Source organism: Acinetobacter sp. FDAARGOS_494, from assembly GCF_003812225.1.
GTDB lineage: Bacteria > Pseudomonadota > Gammaproteobacteria > Pseudomonadales > Moraxellaceae > Acinetobacter > Acinetobacter baumannii.
Window position 1 is genome coordinate 3,692,960 of the sequence record NZ_CP033866.1, and the last position, 20,844, is coordinate 3,713,803.

Below are 20,844 nucleotides of genomic sequence, written 5' to 3' on the forward strand. Positions count from 1 at the left end.
ATATAAAATAGCTATATGGCAAACTAACGTAGAAAAGCCATCTTTTTATTTTTTTCAGCCAAAAATATATGCGTAATATTCCAATTAACGATGTAGACCATCTACCTCAAGCGGTTCTAGCGTTAGGATCAGATTATCCTGCTGATACTTTGTTAGATACGCATAGCCATCGCCGTGCTCAGTTCTTATATGCACCCGAAGGACTCATGAAAGTTGAAACCGAAGATGGTCAATGGCTCGTGTTACCTTACAGCGGTGTATGGATACCAGCAGGCAAACCACATCGGGTATGGTTATCTAAAGTCAGTACTTATAGTTTGTATATAGAAGTGAGTAATGCCCCAAGACAAGCAAACTATTGCGAGGTTATACAAGTCTCGCCTTTGTTACATCAATTGCTCATTCAGGCAAATCAACTGCCTATTGACTACCAACGTGCAGGCCGTGATGGTTCTCTTATCGATTTATTGTTATATGAACTAGAAGCTGCACCAGCCCTGCCTCTGTTTATTCCATTGCCTCACAACACATTGCTATCTAAACAGTGTGCTGATTTTATGCAGCATCCTGATATTCATAGCAGCCCTAAAGATTGGGCACATGACCATAATAAAAGTGAACGGACTTTTCACCGCTGGTTTAAGACAGAAACTGGCATGTCCTTTCAGGCTTGGCGTAATCGAGTCTGCATCATCTATGCTTTAAATGCGTTAAAAGAAAATATCTCAATTACGGAAATTGCCTTTAGTTTGGGCTATGAACACTCGGCAGCTTTTACAGCAATGTTCAGTAAAATTATGGGTTATCCACCTACCCATTTTCAAAAAAGATTTCATACGCATGATAAAGCGCTATAAAGATTTACTCATGTGAATGGTGTCATAGGTATCGGTCCATTCCCGTTGAATAACCTCAAAACCTTGTAGAGTCCAAAACTCTTCAGCTGCCGGTAAAAATGGATGAGTATGCAAATACAAACTAGTAATAGCATGGTTTTTGGCATGACTAAACAACATTTTACATAGCATGGTTGCAATGCCATTACGACGGTATTCAGGCAGTACAAATAATTTAACGACTTCAACCGTATTAAGCGGTAAATTTAAATCAAAACGATGGTCATACGCCCGATAAGCAATCGTACCAATAATACGATTTTGGTCTTTTACCGTAATAAAACAGCCCAATGGATCATAGACATAATGTTGCTCAAAATTTTGTAAATCTTTGGGAATTTGCCCATGATAAATTTCTGGGAATAACAACTGTCTTGTATAAAGTGCAAACTCTACCGCAGACCTATAGTCTGATTTACCAACCAATTGATAATAAAGTGTCATATTTACAGCCACGAATGATCAGGAATCACAATGGTTTTGTCTTGAATCATGGCTTCATGAAACTCGACATCATAGACACTTTTTAAAAACTTAGGATCGGTTATACGAGTTTTAGATTCAGGCTTAACTACTTCGTGTTGGCGCATAAAAAACAAATGATCTGCAAATAAAAAAGCCAAGTTGGGATCATGCATAATTGCAATCACCGTAAAATTTTGCCTCGACAACTGACGCAACTTTTTCATTAAATAAGACTGGTAATAAACATCGAGATGATTGGTTGGCTCATCGAGCAAAATGACTTTCGGTGCTTGCACTAAAATACGCGCAATCATAACCAATTGCCGTTCGCCACCCGATAGCTCGGTATAAGGACGGTCACGCAAATGCTCGATGTCTAAATCAAGCAAAGCTTGGTCTACACGTTCCCAGTCTGATTTTGAAGGTCTATATCTGCTAAAAGCAGCACGCCCCGTAATCACCACATCTTTAACCAAAAATGGAAATACGGTTTTATGAAACTGCGGTAAAAAACCGAGTAAGGCTGCCCGATCTTTTCCTTTAAAGTCCGATAGTGCTTTTCCAGAGTAACGAATCAAGCCATCTTTTACAGGTTCTAGGCCCGCCATCAATTTAAACAGTGTCGATTTACCACAACCATTACGCCCTAAAATCACTGAAAACTGATTTTCGGGAAACTCTAGATGAATATTTTTAAGAACCTGTTTGTGCCCATAGGCATAATTTAACTGATCAATTTGAATCATGCCCAATGAGTCCTCTGTGTTTTCATTAATAATAAGAAAAATGGCGCGCCAAGTAACATGGTAAAAATACCAATTGGTATTTCAAACGTCAGTAAAACCCGAGAAAAATTATCAATCATGAGTAGAAAACTGCCGCCCAACACCATATTGGCAGGAATACTGTAGCGATGGTCTGGCCCAACCAACATTCTCACAATATGCGGCATAAACAGCCCATATAAACTAATAATGCCAGCAGCAGCCACAGAGGTTGAGGTACATACAGTCACCAGAGCAATTAAAAGAAGCTGTTCCCACCTTGGGTTAACACCAACAGCCTGCGCTTCTTCAGCACCAAGTGCCATTAGGTTTAGACGCCAACGCATCGCAAATAAACCAGCAAGACCAATACAGATTGGTAGCACGGCATATTGAACCTTTTGCCAAGACGCCTGATGTAAGTTGCCCATCGTCCATTGCACAATTGCTTGTAATTTAAATGGATCGCTTAGGTATTGAATAACCGTAAGTCCTGCTAAAAACAATCCCGAAACAATCATGCCCGATAAAATCACCATCACTAAAGACGTCTGACTTTCATGTTTTTGATGTGCAAATAAATACGTTAAGGCAACGGCGCATACTCCAAAAATAAAGGCGGATAGATTTGGCGAAAGCCAACTTAAAGAAAGTGCCAAAGCTGCACCGAAAGCAGCGCCAGATGAAATACCAAGTACATACGAGTCGACCAAAGGATTACGAAACAATGCCTGCAAGCCATTACCCGCGGTTGCTAATGCGGCTCCCACCATAAAGGTCAGTAAAATTCTAGGCAGCCTGACATTTACTAAAATGTTTTGCATCAGCCTAAATTGTTCAGCGTCAAAATATGGTGTACCAAAGACCGCTTGTACACCCCAAAACAAATAATCCCATGCACTTAACGTTTGAGTTGGCCCAATAAGCAATGAGATAAAAATCATGATGAAAGGTAACGGGTAAAACCAGTAATACTTCAGTTTTTCCATATTCATTGCATCAACACTTTAGCAAGCTGCTCACCATACAACTTGGTTAAAATACGCTGTTGTAAAGCACTTACTGGTAAATCAGACTGTTCAGGATAAATACTGTGATTTAGATAAATCGCTGTAATAATGATTTTGATGGTGTGCGGGTTATATATAAATGCAGGACTCAAATTAAATACCTTTCGGTTTTGTACAGCGCTTAAACCCTGTAATTCTTTTCGTTCATAAATCAGTTTTGGGTTGGTATTCCAAAGCACAATATTGTCAGGGTTCCATTCAATGAGAGTCTCGGGATTTACATTAGGCTGGTTAGCATTGGTCTGAACAATATTGTAAGCACCAGCGAGTTCAATAAAGTCATTGGTAATCGACTCTCGTCCAGAGGTAGAAAAAATTCGTCCACCAGACCAAGCATAGTAAATCGATTGTTTATTTGGCTGACGGGCCGTTTTGGCTGCGACTTCTGCCACAATTTCATCAGAGAAATTTAAAATTTCCTGAGCTCGCTTTTGGGCGCCGCTCAGAATAGCAATTTCAGACAGTTCTTCTTTCACTTGTTTATAGGTGCCTGACTCCATTACATATACAGCGATGCCAAACTGCCGTAACAGTTCAATCGTTTGAGTCTGCCCGCTTCCTACAATCACCAGATCTGGTTTTAGCAACACGAGACTTTCAATATTGGTTGCATTGGCTCCTTGCGAAGGTGCTGCAAGCTGTTTATTAGCAATGCGTTTATCTATTTTTGAATAGGCATTAAATAATAAAGGTTGAATGTATACTTCGGCAGGTATACCAATTACTTTGTCGCCTTGCCCTAGCATATAGAGGCCATCTAAACCCGACTCAAACAAAGAGACAATTCTTTGGGCAGGTTTGGCTACACAGACTTTTGTATTTGTACTATCAAAAACACATATTGAATGAGAGGTTGAGTTTTCTTGAGTTTTTCTATTTTGCTCAGATGAGGAACATCCACATAGAATGAGTAAAGTGAGTAATGAAGCCAATAACTTCATTATGGCACCCCGTGCACAAATAGAGTGCAAAATAAAAAGATGTGTTTATTTAGTGCATTTTTCATGTGAAAAAAACACCATAAGAGAGCAAGACGTTTTGAATCATCATTTATACAGCAATCAAATTAAGTATGTTAGATAAGACCTTAGATAGTAAGCAAAAAAAACGCCAAATTTACTAACTAATAAAAACTATTTAATGATTGGGCAAAAAGTCTACAAAAGCGAGTCAAATAATTTAATCATGTTTATAGCGGTGAGCCTCGTGTTAGGACTCAGCTTATCTGTTTTTGGTTTTAGTATTTTATTTAAGCTATTTATCTTTGCTATGCATAAATATATTCCTTCTAAATCATAACACTCACATTGATATTAAATCTTTGAGCTGTACACACTACGCATAGTATGCACAGCTCAAATAATGTCTGAATTAATCTTCAGACAGTGTTTTCATATCAATCACAAAACGATACTTCACGTCGCTCTTTAGCATACGTTCAAAAGCTTCATTAATGTTTTGCATATTAATCATCTCTACTTCAGAAACGATATTATGCTCACCACAAAAATCGAGTAGTTCTTGTGTTTCTTTAATTCCACCAATAACCGAGCCTGCAATTGATTTTCTACCTAAAATCATAGGTACTGAATTTGCGCTAATTTCACCTAAATATCCAACTAATACAATGGTTCCATTTAAAGCTAAAGTTGGAATATAAGGCTTCAAATCATGGTTATAAGGCACAGTATCAACAATTAAATCAAATTGATTTAATACCGACTTCATTTGATTCTCATCTGTTGATAAGACTACATGATGTGCGCCAAGTTGTTTTGCATCTTGTTCTTTGTTTGCTGAGCGAGTAAATAGTGTCACTTCAGCGCCTAGAGCATTGGCAAGTTTAATCGCCATGTGTCCTAAACCACCTAAACCAACGACAGCAACTTTACTGCCCTTTCCAACATTCCAGTGACGTAGCGGCGACCATGTGGTAATACCCGCACAAAGTAGTGGTGGTACAGCTTGAGCATCCAGATTTTCAGGTACTTTTAATACAAAATCTTGACTACAGGTAATGCTTTGTGAATATCCACCATAAGTTGGGCGTTGGTCATGGCGATCTACGCCGCCATAAGTCTGGATGTTACCTTCTTCACAATATTGCTCGAGTCCTGAATGACAAGCAGAACAAGTACGGCACGAATCGACCATACAGCCAATGCCCACTAAATCACCAACTTTATACTTTGTGACTTTAGGACCAATTGAGGTAACACGTCCAACAATTTCATGGCCCGGAACTAATGGATAAGCACTAAATCCCCAATCATTTTTAGCTTGATGTAGATCAGAGTGACAAACACCACAATACTCAATTTGAATGACAACATCATCTTCACGGGGGGTTCTACGTTCAAATTTAAACGGAACTAAAGGAGTTTCTGATGACAGCGCGGCATAACCTAAAACTTCAGTTGTCATATTTTTTCTCTCATGCTTAATGTAAATGAAGACGATTTTTTCGCTGGGAGCTCATTTAGAGCGATTGATTGTGAAAACTGGTCAATACATTTTGGAACCTTTGACCCACTTGCAGACTTACTTTTTCAGCAAGTATTTTCTGTATATTTTCAAATTGATGAGAACTAACACCTTGAGTCTTTGCAATATTAAGATGGGATTGAAGTTGGCTATCTACACCTTCTAGAGCCGAAAGCATGCTCAAAGTAGCAATCTCACGATCTTGCCAATTCAGCACATCCCTTGAAAAAATATCGCCAAAAAGATGAGCCTTTAAATACTCATCTATAGCTGGAGCAAAATCAAAAAGTGCACCTTTTACAGGTTGACCCACCAACTGAGTTTGATTCTGAGTACCTTGTAAAAGTGCCTGATAATCTTTCGGTAGAGTGCTATTAGTCTTACCCTCTATGTCACGAATACCGCTTTCTTTACGCTGCTCTAGCACCTGCATAAATGTTGTAAGGGCATTCAAACTTCGAGGAAAACCTGCATAGGCATAGGTTTGAACTAAAACTTCCTTAATTTCTGCAATGGTTAACCCTAAATCTAAACCATCTTTTAATGATTGACTGAGTTTAGCTAGGTCACCATTTGCAGCATAGGCAGCAATCGGTATGATTGCCTGTTGCTGTTCGGATAAAGAATTTTGCATTTGTGTTATTTCCTTCTTTTGAGATAAAGGAAGCTGGACCATATGGGTAGCTGCATAAATCTGTTGATTCAGCGCCAACAAACTGATGGCTAGAAATAGGAACTTTATAATTTCAGTGGCCCGCCTCTTTATATTGCTCATCTGATACAGGCTCTAACCAGTCCACATTTTTGCCATGTTCATCAGTTGCAGTTAAAGCAAGATGTGTCATCGCAGAATTTCCACTTGCACCATGCCAATGTTTCACTCCAGGTGGACAATAAATCACATCTCCTACAGAAATTTTTTCCGCAGGTTTACCCCATTCTTGCACCAGTCCCTCTCCTTCTGTAACAATGAGATATTGCCCTTTAGGATGGGTATGCCAAAATGAACGGGCATTGGCATTAAAACTTACATAAGCACTGGAAGCATTTATACTGTCAGTAACATCAGTTAATGGTTTAATTGCAACTTGACCCGTGAAAATATTATCTAGGCCGGTAATTACCTGTTGTTGGTTGGCTTTTTTAACGGTTTGAAATGCTGTGACTGATTTTTTATCCATTGCGGGTACTCCCATTGAGATAAATAAACTGGTCACAAACGTGACTGCCTTAACATTCATCTTTTTTCCTAGATTGATACCAATGCCCTCAATTTAATGAGGGATGCAGGATTAAGCGTTGTTCAAACAGTATAAAAATGAAAGTTGTAAGGTGTTGTTCTATTCCTCTCACAGATTTGCCTAATCCTCCAAATTGTTGCACTTCTCACTATTTTTCTTATTTGAAATGCCTACAATAAAAATACAGAGGGTAATCGGTAGAATCTGAATGGCGAATAGGTCTAACCATAATCAAGAATTGGCTCAACTTGTCGATCAATGGACACGAGAAAAAGGCACATTCGAAACAGCTATTACGGGACTGACTTTATATCGTGCAGAGACATTGACCAAACCAAGTAGCAGCATGATGGATGCGAGTCTATGTATGATTGCTCAAGGCAAAAAACAGGTGATTCTTAGCGAAGAGACTTATACTTATGACTCTAACCATTTCCTTTTTACTGCAATTGACCTGCCTGTAATTGCTCAAGTGCTTGAAGCTTCTGTTGAACAACCCTATCTCTCAATTGTGCTAAGGCTAGACCCATATTTACTTGCTCAAATCATGCTTGAGGCCCATATTCCCTTTAAAGATGTAAATACTGAGAAAAAAGGAATGGCTGTTGGAGTAGTCAATTCAGAGCTGAATGATGCGTTTATACGGTTAATAAAATTACTAGATACGCCACAAGACATCCCCATCTTGTCTCCTCTTATTATTAAGGAAATTTTTTATCGTTTATTGATGAGCCCGCAAGGCGATCGTCTTAAACGTATTGTAGCGGCAGGCACTACAGGTCATCGAATTGTGAAGGCGATTGAATGGCTGAAAACAAATTTTGCGAAACCATTTAGTATTGAAGAACTGGCAAGCACAATGGGGATGAGTGCATCAAGTTTTCATCAACATTTTAGGGATATAACCTCAATGAGTCCCTTACAGTATCAAAAGAGAATGAGATTGACCGAAGCACGGCGTTTATTAATGACCGAAGAATACGATATTTCATCTACCAGCATGCAAGTCGGTTATGAAAGCTTGTCCCAATTTTCCAGAGAGTATAAACGCTTTTTTGGGGTTTCTCCGTCAGTAGATATTAAGAATATATAAAAGCAATAAAAGTGGACTATTAAAAAATTAGTACCAGAAAAAAAGCGGTACTTGATTATGTCTATTCATCAAGTACCGCTAAAATTAAAGCAATATTACACATGATTCATTCGTTCAAGCTCACGAATTAAACCAGAATGATCAAGCTCACCGTCTCCGGCAGCAAGCATATTTTCGAACAATTGACTGACTTTTTGGGCTATAGGTAAATTCAACTCAAGCGATTTAGCATAGCTAACGGCTGTATGAATGTCTTTATGCTGGTTTCGAGCTGTACCTCCCGGTTTAAAATCTCGATTTAACATGCGTTCGCCATGCTGTTGCAAAATCGGAGAATCTGCAAAACCGCCTGTTAATGCTTGTTTGAGTTTTATCGGGTCTGCTCCTGCTTTACTGGCAAGCAATAAACCTTCACTCACGGTTGCAATAGTAGATGCGACTATCATTTGATTGACGAGTTTTGCCAGCATTCCACAGCCAGCCTCTCCAACTAAAATTGGCCGCCCCATGGCAGATAGAACATGTTCAGCATGTGAAAATGTTTGAGCATCGCCACCTACCATAATCGCCAGACTTGCATTTTGAGCACCTTTTTCACCGCCCGAAACAGGTGCATCTAAATATCTAAGTCCGTTTTCTTTACATTTTTCACTTTGTTTTTTTGCAACTTCAACAGGTATCGAACTCATCACTATGACCGTGCTTTCAGGTTTTAGCTGTGAAATTGCACCACGTTCTTGAAATAGAATTTCATCACAGGTTTTTCCATCACTGAGCATACAAATCAGAAACTCTACATCTTTTCCGACTTGTTCAAGTTCACTACAAACATATGCACCAGCTTCTTTTAAACTTACTGCTTTAGATGAAGTTCTATTCCAGACCTTAACTTGATGACCAGCTTTTAATAAGTTCATGGCCATTGGCATTCCCATAATGCCCGTTCCAACAAAACCAATCCGAGCCATTATTTCATCTCCGTAGCAGTCCGCACTTTAAGTCGCTGTTGTTCTACTTTTAGGCTATCAGACTTTAACTTTGCCAAAAGCAGTAACCCTAAACCGCCCATGGCGACAAATCCTGCAATGGCAAGGAACGCTACTGTATAGGTGCCCGTGGTGGTATATAAATAGCCTGTTAAATATGGACCAGTAAAACCACTTAAATTACCTACCGAATTAATTAAGCCAATACCGGCTGCGGCACCAACACCCGTTAGAGTTTGCCCAGGGATAGTCCAGAAAATGTTAATTGCACTAAATACACCAATTGCGAGCAAAATAAAGCCCACAATAATTGCCCACGGTTGATTCACAATCAAAGCAATTGCAATTGCGAAAGCCGCCATAAGTGCAGCACAAGCACCGTGTTTATAACGCTCTTGTTTACGGTCAGAACGGCGGCTCCATAAAACCATACCAACCGCCGCAAATGCATATGGAATAGCGGTGAGTAAGCCATTTTGGATAAGGCTAATTTGCATACCAAAGGTGTTACGGAACGACTCTAAAACACTTGGTAAGAAGAAGAACATCGCATTTGAACCAGACGTAATTCCAAAATAGACAATTGCCATAATCCACACTAAAGGATTTTTAAACACTTGTTTAATAAGTTCACCTTTTGTTAAAGCAGCATCGGCAGATTGCTCTTTTTCTCTTTCTTCACGTTCTAGCGTATTCATGAGCCATTGACGCTGCTCAGCTGTTAACCACTGTGCTTCTTTTGGGTTATTGGTTAAATATTTTAGGCAAACCAGTCCTAAAATAATGGAAGGAATCCCTTCTAAAATATACATTAAACGCCAGCCTTCATAGCCAATGGTATTGCCCCATTGCATAAGGCCGACCGAAATTGGCGCTCCAATAATTTGGGCAATTGGTAACCCTAAATAGAAAGTCGCGAAGACACGGGCACGATATTTAGCAGGAAACCATAAGGTTAAATAAAAAATAACCCCCGGAAAGAAACCTGCTTCTGCAATACCCAGTAAAAACCGTAAAATAATAAATTGGGTACCACTATGGATAAATCCCATAAGCCCGGCAATAATTCCCCAAGTAATCATGATTCGAGCAATCCAGATCCGTGCACCAAACCGATGAAGTAAAACATTACTCGGTACTTCTGCAATAAAATAACCCAAGAAAAATACACCCGCCCCTAAGCCAAAAATAGTTTGGGTAATTCCAATTGCATCATTCATATGTAGCGCAGCAAAACCAATATTGGTTCTGTCTAGAAAGGCCATAATGAATAAAATAATAAGAAACGGGATGATTCGACTTGAAATACGCTTAATTGTCTGCTCTTCGAGAGCAGTGACATTTTTGATATCTTCCATAATAACTCTCACATGAATTGGCGATCACTGCCATTAATTTTGGGTATCTTCTATATGTGCCTGAATGATGCTTTCAAAATTCTCATCTGCTTGGAAACCTAAAGATTCGGCATATTCAGCTTTCACTTGAACCGGCCAACTTTGAACAATCCTTTGAATCGTTTTATCTTCTTGCCACTGCACTAAATCAGTTGCTTGTTTACCGGCAACTTTTTCAAGAGCCTCAAGCATTTGCTTAACGGTAACGGTCAATCCCGGTAAAGGAATAATTCGGTTATCTTGGAGTGCATCTGAAGAAATTGACGCAGCCTTAATCATTGACTCAACACAGCGTCGTGGTGAAGTAATAAAAACCGGAGTATCTGGCGGGACTGGACAAACTGCCGTTTCACCTTTTAAAGGCTCGCGGATAATTGAGCTAAAAAATGTAGATGCGGCTTTATTAGGCTTACCCGGACGAACCACAATAGTCGGTAATCTTAAAACACGGCCATCAATAAAGCCTTTACGTGAATAATCTGAAACGAGCAATTCTCCTACTGCTTTTTGCATACCGTAAGAGGACTTTGGTGTAACCACCGTATCATCTGTTACAACTTCTGGTAATTGACCACCAAATACAGCGCAGCCACTCGCAAAAATGACTCGAGGCGTGGTTTGTTTTTTTCTTAATTCTTCTAATAAATTTAAAAGGCCATAAAGGTTTACATCCATTCCCAAGTCAAAATCGGCCTCTGCTGCCGAACTCACCACGGCGGCTAAGTGCCAAACAATATCAATTTTTTCTGTAATATTTGCCACTATGGTTTTGTCGGTAATATCGCCAATCACCACTTCAATTTTTGGGTCTTGCGGTAAATCATCACCAGCAAACGCATCAAACAAAATAATTTTATCGATGGGCTTAGCTTGTTTACCGTCTAAAGTCAGGCTTCCGGTTTTTAAAATCTCTTTGGCGATTTGCTTTCCAATAAAACCCGTGCCACCAGTAATTAACACATTCATACAGGGATCCTTTCCTAATTCTTATTCACTTAAAGATTTTTAATCATCATGAATTAAACGATAAGGAGTCCTTGCAATAATTTCCAATGAATAATTTCTAAATATTGATAACTTTTTAATATCAGTTTTATGATGAAATTTTGACTAAATTAAATAGGCTTTCTTTTAATTTAAAAGCCCCAAGTCTTCTATAACTTGAGGCTGAGGACTTTACTTACGTTTTGCATTTTTAAGTAAAATATTAATAAATGCTGCGGCTATATCAGACACTGGTTCATCTTTACGTGTCAAAATTCCATAATCTTGGGCATCTAAAATCAGGTCTGTTTCTAAAATCTGTAGTTGTCCTTCTTTCACCTGATCAATCACCATTGCTTCTGGCAACATGCCCACCATAGGTGCGCCTTTTAAGATCTGTAAAAAGGTCTGCATCGACATGGTATTTACCGTATTTAAAGGAATTTTGACTTTAGCTCGGGCAAATGCACCTTCCATACGCTCTCGAATCGGTGTGCCTTTAGGATAAAGTACCCACGGCCATTTTAATAATTCTTCTAATGTACAAAACTTTTTCTGGGCACATGGGTGCGCATTATTGACAACAATACAGAAGGGTTCAGGGCCTAACGGCTGGAAATCGAAAAACTGACTTTGCGTCACATCGGTAAAGCGACCTATGGCTAAATCTAGAGTATGTTCACTCAACATTTCCATTAAATGGTCACTGGTCTGTTCAACAACATCTATAGAAAGTAGCGGCCATTGTTTCTTAATTTCGATAATTGAGTTTGGAATTACCACGGCGGTTGCTGCAAATATTCCCCCTACTTTTAAAAATCCATGTCCACCCAACCGTAAAATCTCGATGTCTTCGACAAAATGCTTTGCGTCATTCAAAACACGTTGTGCATAACGAATGACATGTTCACCCAATGCCGTTACAGGCATATTTCGGGGCAGCCGCTCAAAGACCTGAAACCCAAGAAGGCCCTCAATTTCCTTTAGCATTTTACTTACGGCAGGTTGACTTAAATTCATCTGCTCGGCAGCCAAATGCATGTTATTGGTTCGAGCTAACGTCTCTAATAAAACCAAATGCTTGAATTTAAGCCAGTTATTTAAACTTGAGTAAGTCAAATCTGCCATTTTTAAAATTCCTTTTTGATAACCACTGGTTATTAATAATTAAATTATTACGATTGGTGTTTATTAAATAAGAAACATATCATGATTTCAAATAAAAGAAGGAAGCTTTAAATGAACTTTACGTTAAATTCCCAGAACTCATTACCAGATGATGCAACTCAAGGATGCTTAATTGGCCGTGCGTGGATTCCAAGTCAAATTTCGGGTCCATCCCCTATTATTTTAAGGGGAAATCAAGTTTTTGATATCTCGGAAAAATTTCATACTATTTCCGAGTTACTTGAAAGTGCTGATCCTTTAAAAGCTTTATCTGAAATTGAAGGAAGACGAGTTGGTTCAATTGATGAATTATTTGCCAATACTATCGCCGAGCCAGATACCAACAAGGCATACTTTTTAGCTCCAATTGATTTACAAGTAATTAAAGCTGCAGGTGTTACCTTTGCTGCAAGCATGTTAGAACGCGTGATTGAAGAACAAGCCGGTGGCGATGCACAAAAAGCTCAATCGATTCGTGAAGTTGTACAAGGCGTAATCGGTGATAATTTAAAAACAATCGAACCTGGTTCTGAAAAAGCGCTACAACTCAAAGAATATTTAATCGAACAAAAAATGTGGTCTCAATATCTTGAGGTAGGTATTGGTACAGATGCCGAGATTTTTACTAAAGCTCCTGTTTTAGCAGCTGTAGGCACAGGACAAAATATTGGTATTCACCCAAAGTCTGAGTGGAATAATCCAGAGCCGGAAGTCGTATTAGTTGCCAACAGCCAAGGTAAGATTTTAGGTGCGACTTTAGGTAACGATGTGAATTTACGGGACTTTGAAGGCCGTAGCGCTTTACTGTTGAGTAAAGCGAAAGATAACAATGCATCTTGTGCGATTGGCCCATTTATTCGCCTTTTTGATCATACTTTTACTTTAAATGATATTCGTACTTGCGATGTTGAACTGCAAATTCAAGGCACCGATAACTTTGTGTTAAATGGGGTGAGTTCTATGTCGCAAATTAGCCGAGATCCTGAAGATTTAATTCAACAAACTCTTAATGAAAACCATCAATATCCAGACGGTTTTGTTTTGTTCTTGGGTACTTTATTTGCACCGACTCAAGATCGAGAACAAGCTGGGGCTGGCTTTACCCATAAAGTTGGAGATGTCGTCCGTATCCATTCGCCTAAACTTGGTACTTTGTACAACACGGTTATGACCAGTGATAAAGCAACACCGTGGAATTTTGGAATAAATGCTTTGATGCGTAATTTGAAGCAGCGTGAATTACTATAATTTTCACGTATTATCGATCGGTTGAATTGCAAGATTCATCTGGTAAATAAACTACATTTCAAAAAGTATGAGTGAAAGGATCAAAAAATGAATGATCAAAATAAACGGATTTTTTTACGTAGCCAAGAATGGTTTGATGATCCTGAACATGCCGACATGACCGCTTTATATGTTGAGCGTTACATGAACTATGGTTTGACCCGTGCCGAGTTACAATCAGGTCGCCCGATTATTGGAATTGCACAAACCGGTAGTGATTTGACTCCATGTAACCGTCATCACAAAGAACTTGCTGAACGCGTTAAAGCGGGTATTCGAGACGCGGGTGGTATTCCAATGGAATTCCCCGTCCACCCGATTGCAGAACAAACCCGTCGTCCAACTGCTGCACTTGACCGCAACTTGGCCTATTTAGGTTTGGTTGAAATCTTGCATGGTTATCCGCTTGATGGTGTGGTGCTGACCACTGGCTGTGACAAAACTACCCCTGCATGTTTAATGGCAGCAGCCACAACAGATATACCTGCAATTGTGTTGTCTGGTGGGCCAATGCTAGATGGTCATTTTAAAGGTGAGTTAATTGGTTCTGGCACTGTGCTTTGGCATGCAAGAAACTTACTTGCCACTGGTAAAATTGACTATGAAGGGTTCATGGAAATGACCACTTCTGCTTCACCTTCGGTCGGGCATTGCAACACCATGGGCACTGCACTTTCCATGAATGCTTTGGCAGAAGCATTGGGTATGTCTTTACCGACATGTGCAAGTATTCCCGCTCCTTACCGCGAACGTGGGCAAATGGCCTATATGACCGGCAAAAGAATATGTGAAATGGTTTTAGAAGATTTACGTCCTTCTAAAATTATGACCAAACAATCTTTTGAAAATGCAATTGCAGTAGCCTCAGCTTTAGGTGCATCGAGTAACTGTCCTCCTCACCTCATTGCGATTGCCCGTCATATGGGTATTGAGCTGAGTTTAGAAGACTGGCAACGTGTGGGTGAAAACATTCCGCTTATTGTGAACTGTATGCCGGCGGGTAAATATTTGGGTGAAGGTTTTCACCGTGCGGGTGGTGTTCCTGCCGTTCTACACGAATTACAAAAAGCTGGTGTATTACACGAAGATTGTGCATCGGTTAGCGGTAAAACAATTGGGGAAATTGCCAAAAATGCAAAAACCTCAAATGCAGATGTCATTTTCCCTTATGAACAACCTCTTAAACATGGTGCCGGTTTCATTGTGCTCAGTGGTAACTTCTTTGACAGCGCCATTATGAAAATGTCTGTAGTGGGCGAAGCATTTAAAAAAACCTATTTATCAGATCCAAACAATGAAAATAGCTTCGAAGCACGCGCAATCGTTTTTGAAGGTCCCGAAGACTATCACGCACGTATCAATGACCCTGCCTTAAACATTGATGAACATTGTATTTTAGTCATTCGTGGCGCAGGTACAGTGGGTTATCCGGGCAGTGCTGAAGTCGTCAATATGGCTCCACCAGCAGAGTTAATTAAAAAAGGGATTGATTCACTGCCTTGCTTAGGAGATGGCCGCCAAAGTGGAACTTCTGCCAGCCCATCTATTCTCAATATGTCACCCGAAGCAGCTGTAGGCGGTGGAATTGCCTTACTTAAAACCAATGACCGTTTACGTATTGATTTAAATAAACGTTCTGTCAACGTGCTCATTTCTGACGAAGAGTTAGAACAACGCCGCCGTGAATGGAAACCGACGGTATCTCCATCTCAAACACCTTGGCAAGAAATGTATCGCAACATGGTAGGTCAATTATCTACTGGTGGTTGTTTGGAACCCGCAACTTTATATATGCGAGTCGTAAACCAAGACAACCTTCCAAGACACTCTCATTAATTTCAGGATATTTGTTATGACCATTATCGGACACAACTTTATTGGTGGTTCACGCAGCGCACAAGGTACAACCTTATTAAAAAGTATTCAAGCTACGACTGGTGAAGCTTTGCCTTATGAGTTTCACCATGCAACCGAGCAAGAGATTAATCAGGCCTGTGAAGCAGCCAGTCAAGCCTTTAAGACTTACCGCCATACCACACCTGAACAGCGTGCTGTTTTTTTAGAAAATATTGCAGATGAACTCGATGCTTTGGGTACCGATTTTCTAGAAATTGTCTCACAGGAAACTGCTTTGCCACTTGCACGTTTACAAGGTGAACGTGCCCGGACCAGTGGGCAAATGCGCCTGTTTGCTAAAGTGCTGCGCCGTGGTGATTTTTTAGGTGCCCGTATTGATACCGCTTTGCCTGAGCGCCAGCCTTTACCTCGCCCAGACTTGCGTCAGATTAAAATCGGTGTAGGCCCTGTTGCAGTCTTTGGGGCAAGTAACTTTCCTTTAGCATTCTCAACTGCGGGTGGTGACACTGCTTCGGCACTGGCAGCAGGTTGCTCTGTAGTGGTGAAAGCCCATAGTGGACACATGGCCACAGCAGACTTTGTAGCGCAGGCAATTGAACGTGGCGTAGAAAAATCAAATATGCCAAAAGGTGTGTTTAATATGATCTACGGTAATGGCGTGGGTGAACCTTTAGTGAAGCATCCTTTAATTCAGGCTGTGGGTTTTACCGGTTCATTGCGTGGTGGTCGTGCTTTATGTGATATGGCCGCAGCCCGTCCACAACCGATTCCAGTCTTTGCTGAAATGAGCAGTATTAACCCGATGTTGATGTTGCCCGAAGCCTTAAAAAACCGTGGTGACAAAATTGCACAGGACTTGGCTGATTCAGTGGTTTTAGGCTGTGGTCAGTTCTGTACCAATCCGGGTTTAATCTTGGGTATTAAATCAGCTGAATTTAGCCAGCTTATTAGCAACCTGACTGAAATTATGGGGGCTAAGCCTGCACAGACTATGCTCAATGCCGGCACCTTAAAAAGTTATACCGCTGGTCTTGAGCACTTAACCGAGCATCAAGGTATTAAGCATTTGGCAGGTCAAACTCAACAAGGCAATCAGGCTCAGCCACAACTGTTTAAAGCTGATGTTGAGCTTTTACTGGCAGGTGACCAGCTTTTACAGGAAGAAATCTTTGGGCCAACCACAGTCATCATTGAAGTTGAAGATAAAGCCCAACTCATTCAGGCATTACAAAGCATGAATGGGCAACTGACTGCGACTTTAATTGCCGATGAGGCTGACTTAACCGAGTTTGCAGAGGTAGTTCCTGTATTAGAAGAAAAAGCTGGGCGATTACTTATAAATGGCTATCCAACAGGTGTTGAGGTGTGTGATGCCATGGTACACGGCGGGCCATACCCAGCCACTTCAGATGCACGAGGTACTTCAGTTGGAACCTTGGCCATTGACCGTTACTTGCGCCCTGTGTGTTACCAGAACTATCCGCAAAGTTTATTGCCGGAAGCCTTAAAAGACAGCAACCCGTTGCAGATTTTAAGATTGGTGAATGGTGAGATGACCAGAGAAGCGATCTAAAAAATAAAAAGAGACCACAAGTTGGTCTCTTTTTACTTCTACATTTAGGTTTTTTAAGGAGGCATAAGCTCCTTAATATCAATCTAGTTTGTAATTAATATTTTTTAAAAATAAATCAACAGCGTATTCAACCCAAGTACTAATTTCATCAGCTGAGATTAAATAATCAGGATGAGTCAAACATTTTAGGTGGGCATCACTTCTTAACAGTGATAAAAAAATATTTGCTGCGACTTCCGAAGAAGACGTTAATTCAATTTCTCCTTGTTTAACCGACTTTTCAAGATAACCTGCAATAATATTTGCTAGACGTTGTGGTCCCACTTCAAAGAACTTTTCGGATAATTCCGGGAACCTTACAGCCTCTGCAATACAGACTCTAAAAAAAGCCAAACCGGAATGCGATAAGATAAAGCACAGATAAGTTTTCCCAATTTCGGTTAAGGCTGAACGTAAATTTTTGGCTTTTGTCTCGACCGACATAATTTGTTTTTGCATGTTGGTACATTGGCGTTCAATGACCGCAGCAAACATCGCTTCTTTATTTTTAAAACAACCATACATGGTCGCTTTTGAAACGCCCGCTTCTTTTTGAATCATATCTGTCGTTGTCCCACTAAAACCATGGATCAGAAAAAACTTTGTTGCTGCATCCAGAATTTTTTGATCTTTCTCATTCGTTTTAGTGCAATCAGACATACGACCCTACAAACATATTTAGCAATTTCATTCTTAGTGTAACTCATCGAAAAGTTCAAAATCGAGAATTGACGTAAATTTAATAAGATAGTAGAGTACCGATCGGTACAGTTGAGCTTAATCACCGCTATAAGCATTAAGCTCATTTTAAAATTTAAGGTAAAAGATGAATATACGACCACTCATCGGTTTGGCAGGTGCAATTTTTGCAGCCATGACTGTCGAATTTAATAACCGAATTAGCAGCATTACCTTGGTCGATATTCGCGGTGAGATGGGTATTAGTGTCGACTCTGGTTATTGGGTCAGCAGTATTTATGCCAGTGCCATGATTATTGGGATGATCCTGTCCACCAGTTGGGCGGTTATTTTTTCCATGCGTCGGGTTCTTCTTTTTGCGATAGGACTTTGCCTCTTCTCTAGCGTTTTAATTCCTTTTAGCCCAAATATCGAAATATTTTATTTATTACGGGGCTTACAAGGACTCGCCAATGGTTTAACTATTCCTTTATTAATGGCATGTGCACTTAGATTCCTAGGACCTGAAATTCGTCTATGGGGCTTGGCCTGCTATGCATTAACAGCAACTTTTTTCCCAAACTTAAGCGCTGCGCTTGCTGCCTTTTATTTAGATGTGATTGGTTGGAAGATGATATTTTTCCAAACCATCCCTTTTTGTGCTTTAAGTGCTGCGTTAGTTTACTTCGGTATTCCGCAAGATCCATTAAATTACTCAAGAATAAAAACTTACGATTGGACTGGCGCGATTCTAGCCATTATTGGTTTGGCAAGCCTTAGTACCATGCTTTTGCATGGCAATCATTTGGACTGGTTCCATTCAAAATTGATTTGTGTTTTGGCTTTAATAAGTGCCATTACCCTACCTTTATTTTTAATACATGAATGGCGCTATCCAACACCATTAATTAAACCGCAAATGCTCGAAATACGAAATTTTGGTTATGCTGTTATTGCGTTGTTCTGCTTTGTGGTTATTGGTATGTCAACCAGTACATTACCCCTTAATTACTTAAGCGCCGTGCATGGTTATAAGCCTACTCAAACCATGTGGATTGGCTTACAAATTGCCGCATTACAATTTATCTATATCCCGATTGTTATTAAAGTTTTGAACCAAGCTTGGGTTGATAGCCGATATGTACATGGATTTGGTTTACTTTTGGTTATGGTTGGCTGCTTAGGTGCAAGTCAACTTGATACGACTTGGAACCAAGACCAATTCTATTTTTGGCATGCAATCTCATGTTTAGGTCAAACCTGTGTAGTGCTTTCGCTCCTCATGATGGGTACAAATAGCGTCCATCCAACTATGGCAATTTATGCTTCGCCTATGATTAACACCCCGCGTGCTATTAGCGGCGTACTCGGTGTATGCCTTTTGGACTGGGTCAATCGAGTACGTGGCGAATACCATTCAACACGACTGATTGAAAATACCGCACAACATGTTTTTCAAAATATTCAAGGCCCTGTTATTAATCCTCTTACCCCGCCTGTGCTGAGTGCAGATGGTACCGAACGTGTTTCCGGTGGTTTATCTGCCTTAAATTCTGCGATTCAGGCACAGCAATCAGTTTTAGTCATTAGTGATCAATATTTGATTTTAGCGGGACTTACTGCAATTTTATTTATCGTTATGGTGATTTTGCCAGTTAGAACTTATCCCCCACGCATTGCTCTCATTAAGTTAATGAATAGTCATAACTCAGGAAAATCTTTATGAGTACTCTCGAAGCCCAAGATCACTCCATGACCGAGTCACCCAAGTTAACAAAGATGCAATATCTTAAGAAACACTGGGTTATGGTTATTGCATTTATTATCGTTCTAGTTTCCATTTTATGGATTTTAAAAGTTATATTTTTACCTTCTTCCATTGTTAAAACTGATGATGCGCGGGTAGACGTCGAGTACTCAACCATTGCTCCCAAAGTGTCAGGTAATATTGAAGAAATTTATATTAAAGATCACCAGACCGTAAAAAAAGGCCAGCTTTTGGCACGGATTGATGCACGTGATTATCAGGCGGCTTTAGCTGAAGCTGAATCTAATTATGCCAAAGCACAAGCTGACTTAAATGAAGCAATGCTGGCAGTAGAAAGACAACCCACTGTTATACGAGAAACAGAGGCCCAGCTTAGAAAAGTAGAAGCCGGCATTAAACTCACCAAAGATAATACCGCACGCTATGAGCAATTACAGGCACTTGGTGCTGAATCTAGATTGATTACACAACAGTCAAAAACCACATTGACCGAGCAATATGCCGACTTGGACAGCAGTAAAGAAAAAGTCATTGATGCGCAGTATCAGCTCAACCAATATAAGATCCAGGTTCAAGCTAAACAAGCGGCTTTGAAACAAGCCCAAGCTGCGCTTGATAAAGCAAAACTGAATCTGAGCTATACAGAAATTCGAGCACCTATTGATGGCATGATTGGGCAAAAGTCTGCAAATGTGGGCAACTTTGTTGGCGCAGGTAATCCACTCATGGTGGTTGTGCCTTTAGATCAAGTGTATGTAGAAGCAAACTTCCGTGAAATTGAGCTAAAACAAATTAAAATCGGCCAGCCTGTCACTGTTTATGTCGACGCTTACAATGTTGAGTTAAAAGGTGTGGTAGACAGTTTCTCTCCTTCTACTGGCGCATTTTTCTCGCCAATTTCAGCAACAAATGCGACGGGTAACTTTACTAAAATTGTTCAGCGTTTACCTTTACGCATCAAACTCCTTGAGAACCAACCTGATATTAAATTGTTGCGTCCTGGTCTATCTGTTGTGGTTTCTGTGGATACGACTAAAAAATAAATTTGAGGATGCTAGTATAATTAAGAAAAAAGAGACCATTCACTGGTCTCTT

At 40.0% G+C, this 20,844-nt stretch carries 19 protein-coding genes and 1 pseudogene; 8 read left to right on the forward strand and 12 right to left on the reverse strand.

The features are described 5' to 3' along the window. Positions 1-68: 68 nt before the first annotated feature. The gene (locus tag EG365_RS18015; RefSeq protein WP_001244448.1) at positions 69-857 is read left to right on the forward strand and encodes an AraC family transcriptional regulator; all 789 of its coding nucleotides are present in this window, start codon (positions 69-71) and stop codon (positions 855-857) included. Here EG365_RS18015 and EG365_RS18020 read toward each other — a convergent pair. From EG365_RS18020 to EG365_RS18035, 4 genes are read right to left on the reverse strand one after another with little or no spacing between them, the layout of a single operon-like run. Continuing rightward, positions 852-1,340 carry a GNAT family N-acetyltransferase gene (locus EG365_RS18020; protein WP_000177605.1) on the reverse strand — a complete coding sequence of 163 codons (489 nt, stop codon included), beginning with the start codon at positions 1,338-1,340 and terminating at the stop codon, positions 852-854. The two genes, EG365_RS18015 and EG365_RS18020, sit on opposite strands and share 6 nt — an antisense overlap. Positions 1,341-1,342: 2 nt before the next feature. Next, a complete protein-coding gene (locus EG365_RS18025) occupies positions 1,343-2,107 on the reverse strand; it encodes an ABC transporter ATP-binding protein (RefSeq protein WP_000614432.1) in 765 nt (254 codons plus the stop codon). Next, positions 2,104-3,114, reverse strand: a complete 1,011-nt coding sequence (locus tag EG365_RS18030) for a FecCD family ABC transporter permease (protein WP_002001037.1) — start codon at positions 3,112-3,114, stop codon at positions 2,104-2,106. Before EG365_RS18030 ends, EG365_RS18025 begins: the two co-directional genes overlap by 4 nt. 2 nt (positions 3,115-3,116) lie before the next feature. Continuing rightward, entirely contained in the window at positions 3,117-4,136 is a 1,020-nt protein-coding gene (locus tag EG365_RS18035; RefSeq protein ID WP_000770288.1) for an ABC transporter substrate-binding protein, read from the reverse strand. Positions 4,137-4,392: 256 nt separating this feature from the next. Between EG365_RS18035 and EG365_RS19580 the strand changes: the two are divergent. Further along, positions 4,393-4,494: pseudogene (locus EG365_RS19580) on the forward strand (hypothetical protein); the annotation flags it as partial. A 72-nt stretch (positions 4,495-4,566) separates the two neighbouring features. Here the strand turns inward: EG365_RS19580 and EG365_RS18040 are convergent. The 3 genes from EG365_RS18040 to EG365_RS18050 form a co-directional block, all read right to left on the reverse strand. Continuing rightward, positions 4,567-5,619, reverse strand: a complete 1,053-nt coding sequence (locus tag EG365_RS18040) for an NAD(P)-dependent alcohol dehydrogenase (RefSeq protein ID WP_000206303.1) — start codon at positions 5,617-5,619, stop codon at positions 4,567-4,569. 55 nt (positions 5,620-5,674) lie between these two features. Beyond that, positions 5,675-6,313, reverse strand: coding sequence for a carboxymuconolactone decarboxylase family protein (locus tag EG365_RS18045; RefSeq protein WP_001181580.1), 639 nt, complete (start codon positions 6,311-6,313; stop codon positions 5,675-5,677). 112 nt (positions 6,314-6,425) lie between these two features. Next, the gene (locus tag EG365_RS18050; protein ID WP_001989396.1) at positions 6,426-6,920 is read right to left on the reverse strand and encodes a cupin domain-containing protein; all 495 of its coding nucleotides are present in this window, start codon (positions 6,918-6,920) and stop codon (positions 6,426-6,428) included. Between the two features lie 208 nt (positions 6,921-7,128). On the opposite strand from EG365_RS18050, the gene EG365_RS18055 reads away from it, so the two are divergent. Continuing rightward, the gene (locus EG365_RS18055; RefSeq protein WP_000013631.1) at positions 7,129-8,013 is read left to right on the forward strand and encodes an AraC family transcriptional regulator; all 885 of its coding nucleotides are present in this window, start codon (positions 7,129-7,131) and stop codon (positions 8,011-8,013) included. Positions 8,014-8,108: 95 nt separating this feature from the next. Here EG365_RS18055 and EG365_RS18060 read toward each other — a convergent pair whose 3' ends face one another. From EG365_RS18060 to EG365_RS18075, 4 genes are all read right to left on the reverse strand, one after another. Beyond that, on the reverse strand, positions 8,109-8,981 hold the full coding sequence (locus EG365_RS18060) for an NAD(P)-dependent oxidoreductase (RefSeq protein WP_000090987.1): 873 nt from the start codon (positions 8,979-8,981) through the stop codon (positions 8,109-8,111). Further along, a complete protein-coding gene (locus EG365_RS18065) occupies positions 8,981-10,357 on the reverse strand; it encodes an MFS transporter (protein ID WP_000389442.1) in 1,377 nt (458 codons plus the stop codon). The genes EG365_RS18060 and EG365_RS18065 overlap by 1 nt, the downstream gene beginning before the upstream one ends. Before the next feature lie 33 nt (positions 10,358-10,390). Next, positions 10,391-11,362 (reverse strand): D-erythronate dehydrogenase, encoded by a 972-nt coding sequence (gene denD / locus EG365_RS18070; RefSeq protein ID WP_001101630.1) that lies wholly within the window; start codon positions 11,360-11,362, stop codon positions 10,391-10,393. A gap of 210 nt (positions 11,363-11,572) precedes the next feature. Next, complete coding sequence (locus tag EG365_RS18075) at positions 11,573-12,508, reverse strand: LysR family transcriptional regulator (protein ID WP_000774594.1); 936 nt, start codon at positions 12,506-12,508, stop codon at positions 11,573-11,575. Between the two features lie 111 nt (positions 12,509-12,619). Between EG365_RS18075 and EG365_RS18080 the strand changes: the two genes are divergently transcribed. From EG365_RS18080 to EG365_RS18090, 3 genes are all read left to right on the forward strand, one after another. Then, on the forward strand, positions 12,620-13,795 hold the full coding sequence (locus tag EG365_RS18080) for a fumarylacetoacetate hydrolase family protein (protein WP_001011888.1): 1,176 nt from the start codon (positions 12,620-12,622) through the stop codon (positions 13,793-13,795). 87 nt (positions 13,796-13,882) lie between these two features. Beyond that, complete coding sequence (locus EG365_RS18085; protein WP_000999650.1) at positions 13,883-15,670, forward strand: IlvD/Edd family dehydratase; 1,788 nt, start codon at positions 13,883-13,885, stop codon at positions 15,668-15,670. 16 nt (positions 15,671-15,686) lie between these two features. Beyond that, on the forward strand, positions 15,687-17,264 hold the full coding sequence (locus EG365_RS18090; RefSeq protein ID WP_000152484.1) for an aldehyde dehydrogenase (NADP(+)): 1,578 nt from the start codon (positions 15,687-15,689) through the stop codon (positions 17,262-17,264). A gap of 78 nt (positions 17,265-17,342) precedes the next feature. Here the strand turns inward: EG365_RS18090 and EG365_RS18095 are convergent, their stop codons facing one another. Beyond that, the gene (locus EG365_RS18095) at positions 17,343-17,963 is read right to left on the reverse strand and encodes a TetR/AcrR family transcriptional regulator (protein ID WP_001278392.1); all 621 of its coding nucleotides are present in this window, start codon (positions 17,961-17,963) and stop codon (positions 17,343-17,345) included. A gap of 166 nt (positions 17,964-18,129) precedes the next feature. On the opposite strand from EG365_RS18095, the gene EG365_RS18100 reads away from it, so the two are divergent. Continuing rightward, a complete protein-coding gene (locus EG365_RS18100) occupies positions 18,130-19,707 on the forward strand; it encodes an MFS transporter (protein ID WP_001026282.1) in 1,578 nt (525 codons plus the stop codon). Continuing rightward, entirely contained in the window at positions 19,704-20,792 is a 1,089-nt protein-coding gene (locus tag EG365_RS18105) for an HlyD family secretion protein (RefSeq protein ID WP_000105392.1), read from the forward strand. Before EG365_RS18100 ends, EG365_RS18105 begins: the two co-directional genes overlap by 4 nt. The last annotated feature ends 52 nt before the right edge of the window (positions 20,793-20,844 follow it).

Coding starts and splice junctions, on each gene's coding strand:
- EG365_RS18015 (WP_001244448.1), top strand. CDS start 69: ATGCGTAATATTCCAATTAACGATGTAGACCATCTACCTCAAGCGGTT.
- EG365_RS18020 (WP_000177605.1), bottom strand. CDS start 1,340: ATGACACTTTATTATCAATTGGTTGGTAAATCAGACTATAGGTCTGCG.
- EG365_RS18025 (WP_000614432.1), bottom strand. CDS start 2,107: ATGATTCAAATTGATCAGTTAAATTATGCCTATGGGCACAAACAGGTT.
- EG365_RS18030 (WP_002001037.1), bottom strand. CDS start 3,114: ATGGAAAAACTGAAGTATTACTGGTTTTACCCGTTACCTTTCATCATG.
- EG365_RS18035 (WP_000770288.1), bottom strand. CDS start 4,136: ATGAAGTTATTGGCTTCATTACTCACTTTACTCATTCTATGTGGATGT.
- EG365_RS18040 (WP_000206303.1), bottom strand. CDS start 5,619: ATGACAACTGAAGTTTTAGGTTATGCCGCGCTGTCATCAGAAACTCCT.
- EG365_RS18045 (WP_001181580.1), bottom strand. CDS start 6,313: ATGCAAAATTCTTTATCCGAACAGCAACAGGCAATCATACCGATTGCT.
- EG365_RS18050 (WP_001989396.1), bottom strand. CDS start 6,920: ATGAATGTTAAGGCAGTCACGTTTGTGACCAGTTTATTTATCTCAATG.
- EG365_RS18055 (WP_000013631.1), top strand. CDS start 7,129: ATGGCGAATAGGTCTAACCATAATCAAGAATTGGCTCAACTTGTCGAT.
- EG365_RS18060 (WP_000090987.1), bottom strand. CDS start 8,981: ATGGCTCGGATTGGTTTTGTTGGAACGGGCATTATGGGAATGCCAATG.
- EG365_RS18065 (WP_000389442.1), bottom strand. CDS start 10,357: ATGGAAGATATCAAAAATGTCACTGCTCTCGAAGAGCAGACAATTAAG.
- denD (WP_001101630.1), bottom strand. CDS start 11,362: ATGAATGTGTTAATTACTGGTGGCACGGGTTTTATTGGAAAGCAAATC.
- EG365_RS18075 (WP_000774594.1), bottom strand. CDS start 12,508: ATGGCAGATTTGACTTACTCAAGTTTAAATAACTGGCTTAAATTCAAG.
- EG365_RS18080 (WP_001011888.1), top strand. CDS start 12,620: ATGAACTTTACGTTAAATTCCCAGAACTCATTACCAGATGATGCAACT.
- EG365_RS18085 (WP_000999650.1), top strand. CDS start 13,883: ATGAATGATCAAAATAAACGGATTTTTTTACGTAGCCAAGAATGGTTT.
- EG365_RS18090 (WP_000152484.1), top strand. CDS start 15,687: ATGACCATTATCGGACACAACTTTATTGGTGGTTCACGCAGCGCACAA.
- EG365_RS18095 (WP_001278392.1), bottom strand. CDS start 17,963: ATGTCTGATTGCACTAAAACGAATGAGAAAGATCAAAAAATTCTGGAT.
- EG365_RS18100 (WP_001026282.1), top strand. CDS start 18,130: ATGAATATACGACCACTCATCGGTTTGGCAGGTGCAATTTTTGCAGCC.
- EG365_RS18105 (WP_000105392.1), top strand. CDS start 19,704: ATGAGTACTCTCGAAGCCCAAGATCACTCCATGACCGAGTCACCCAAG.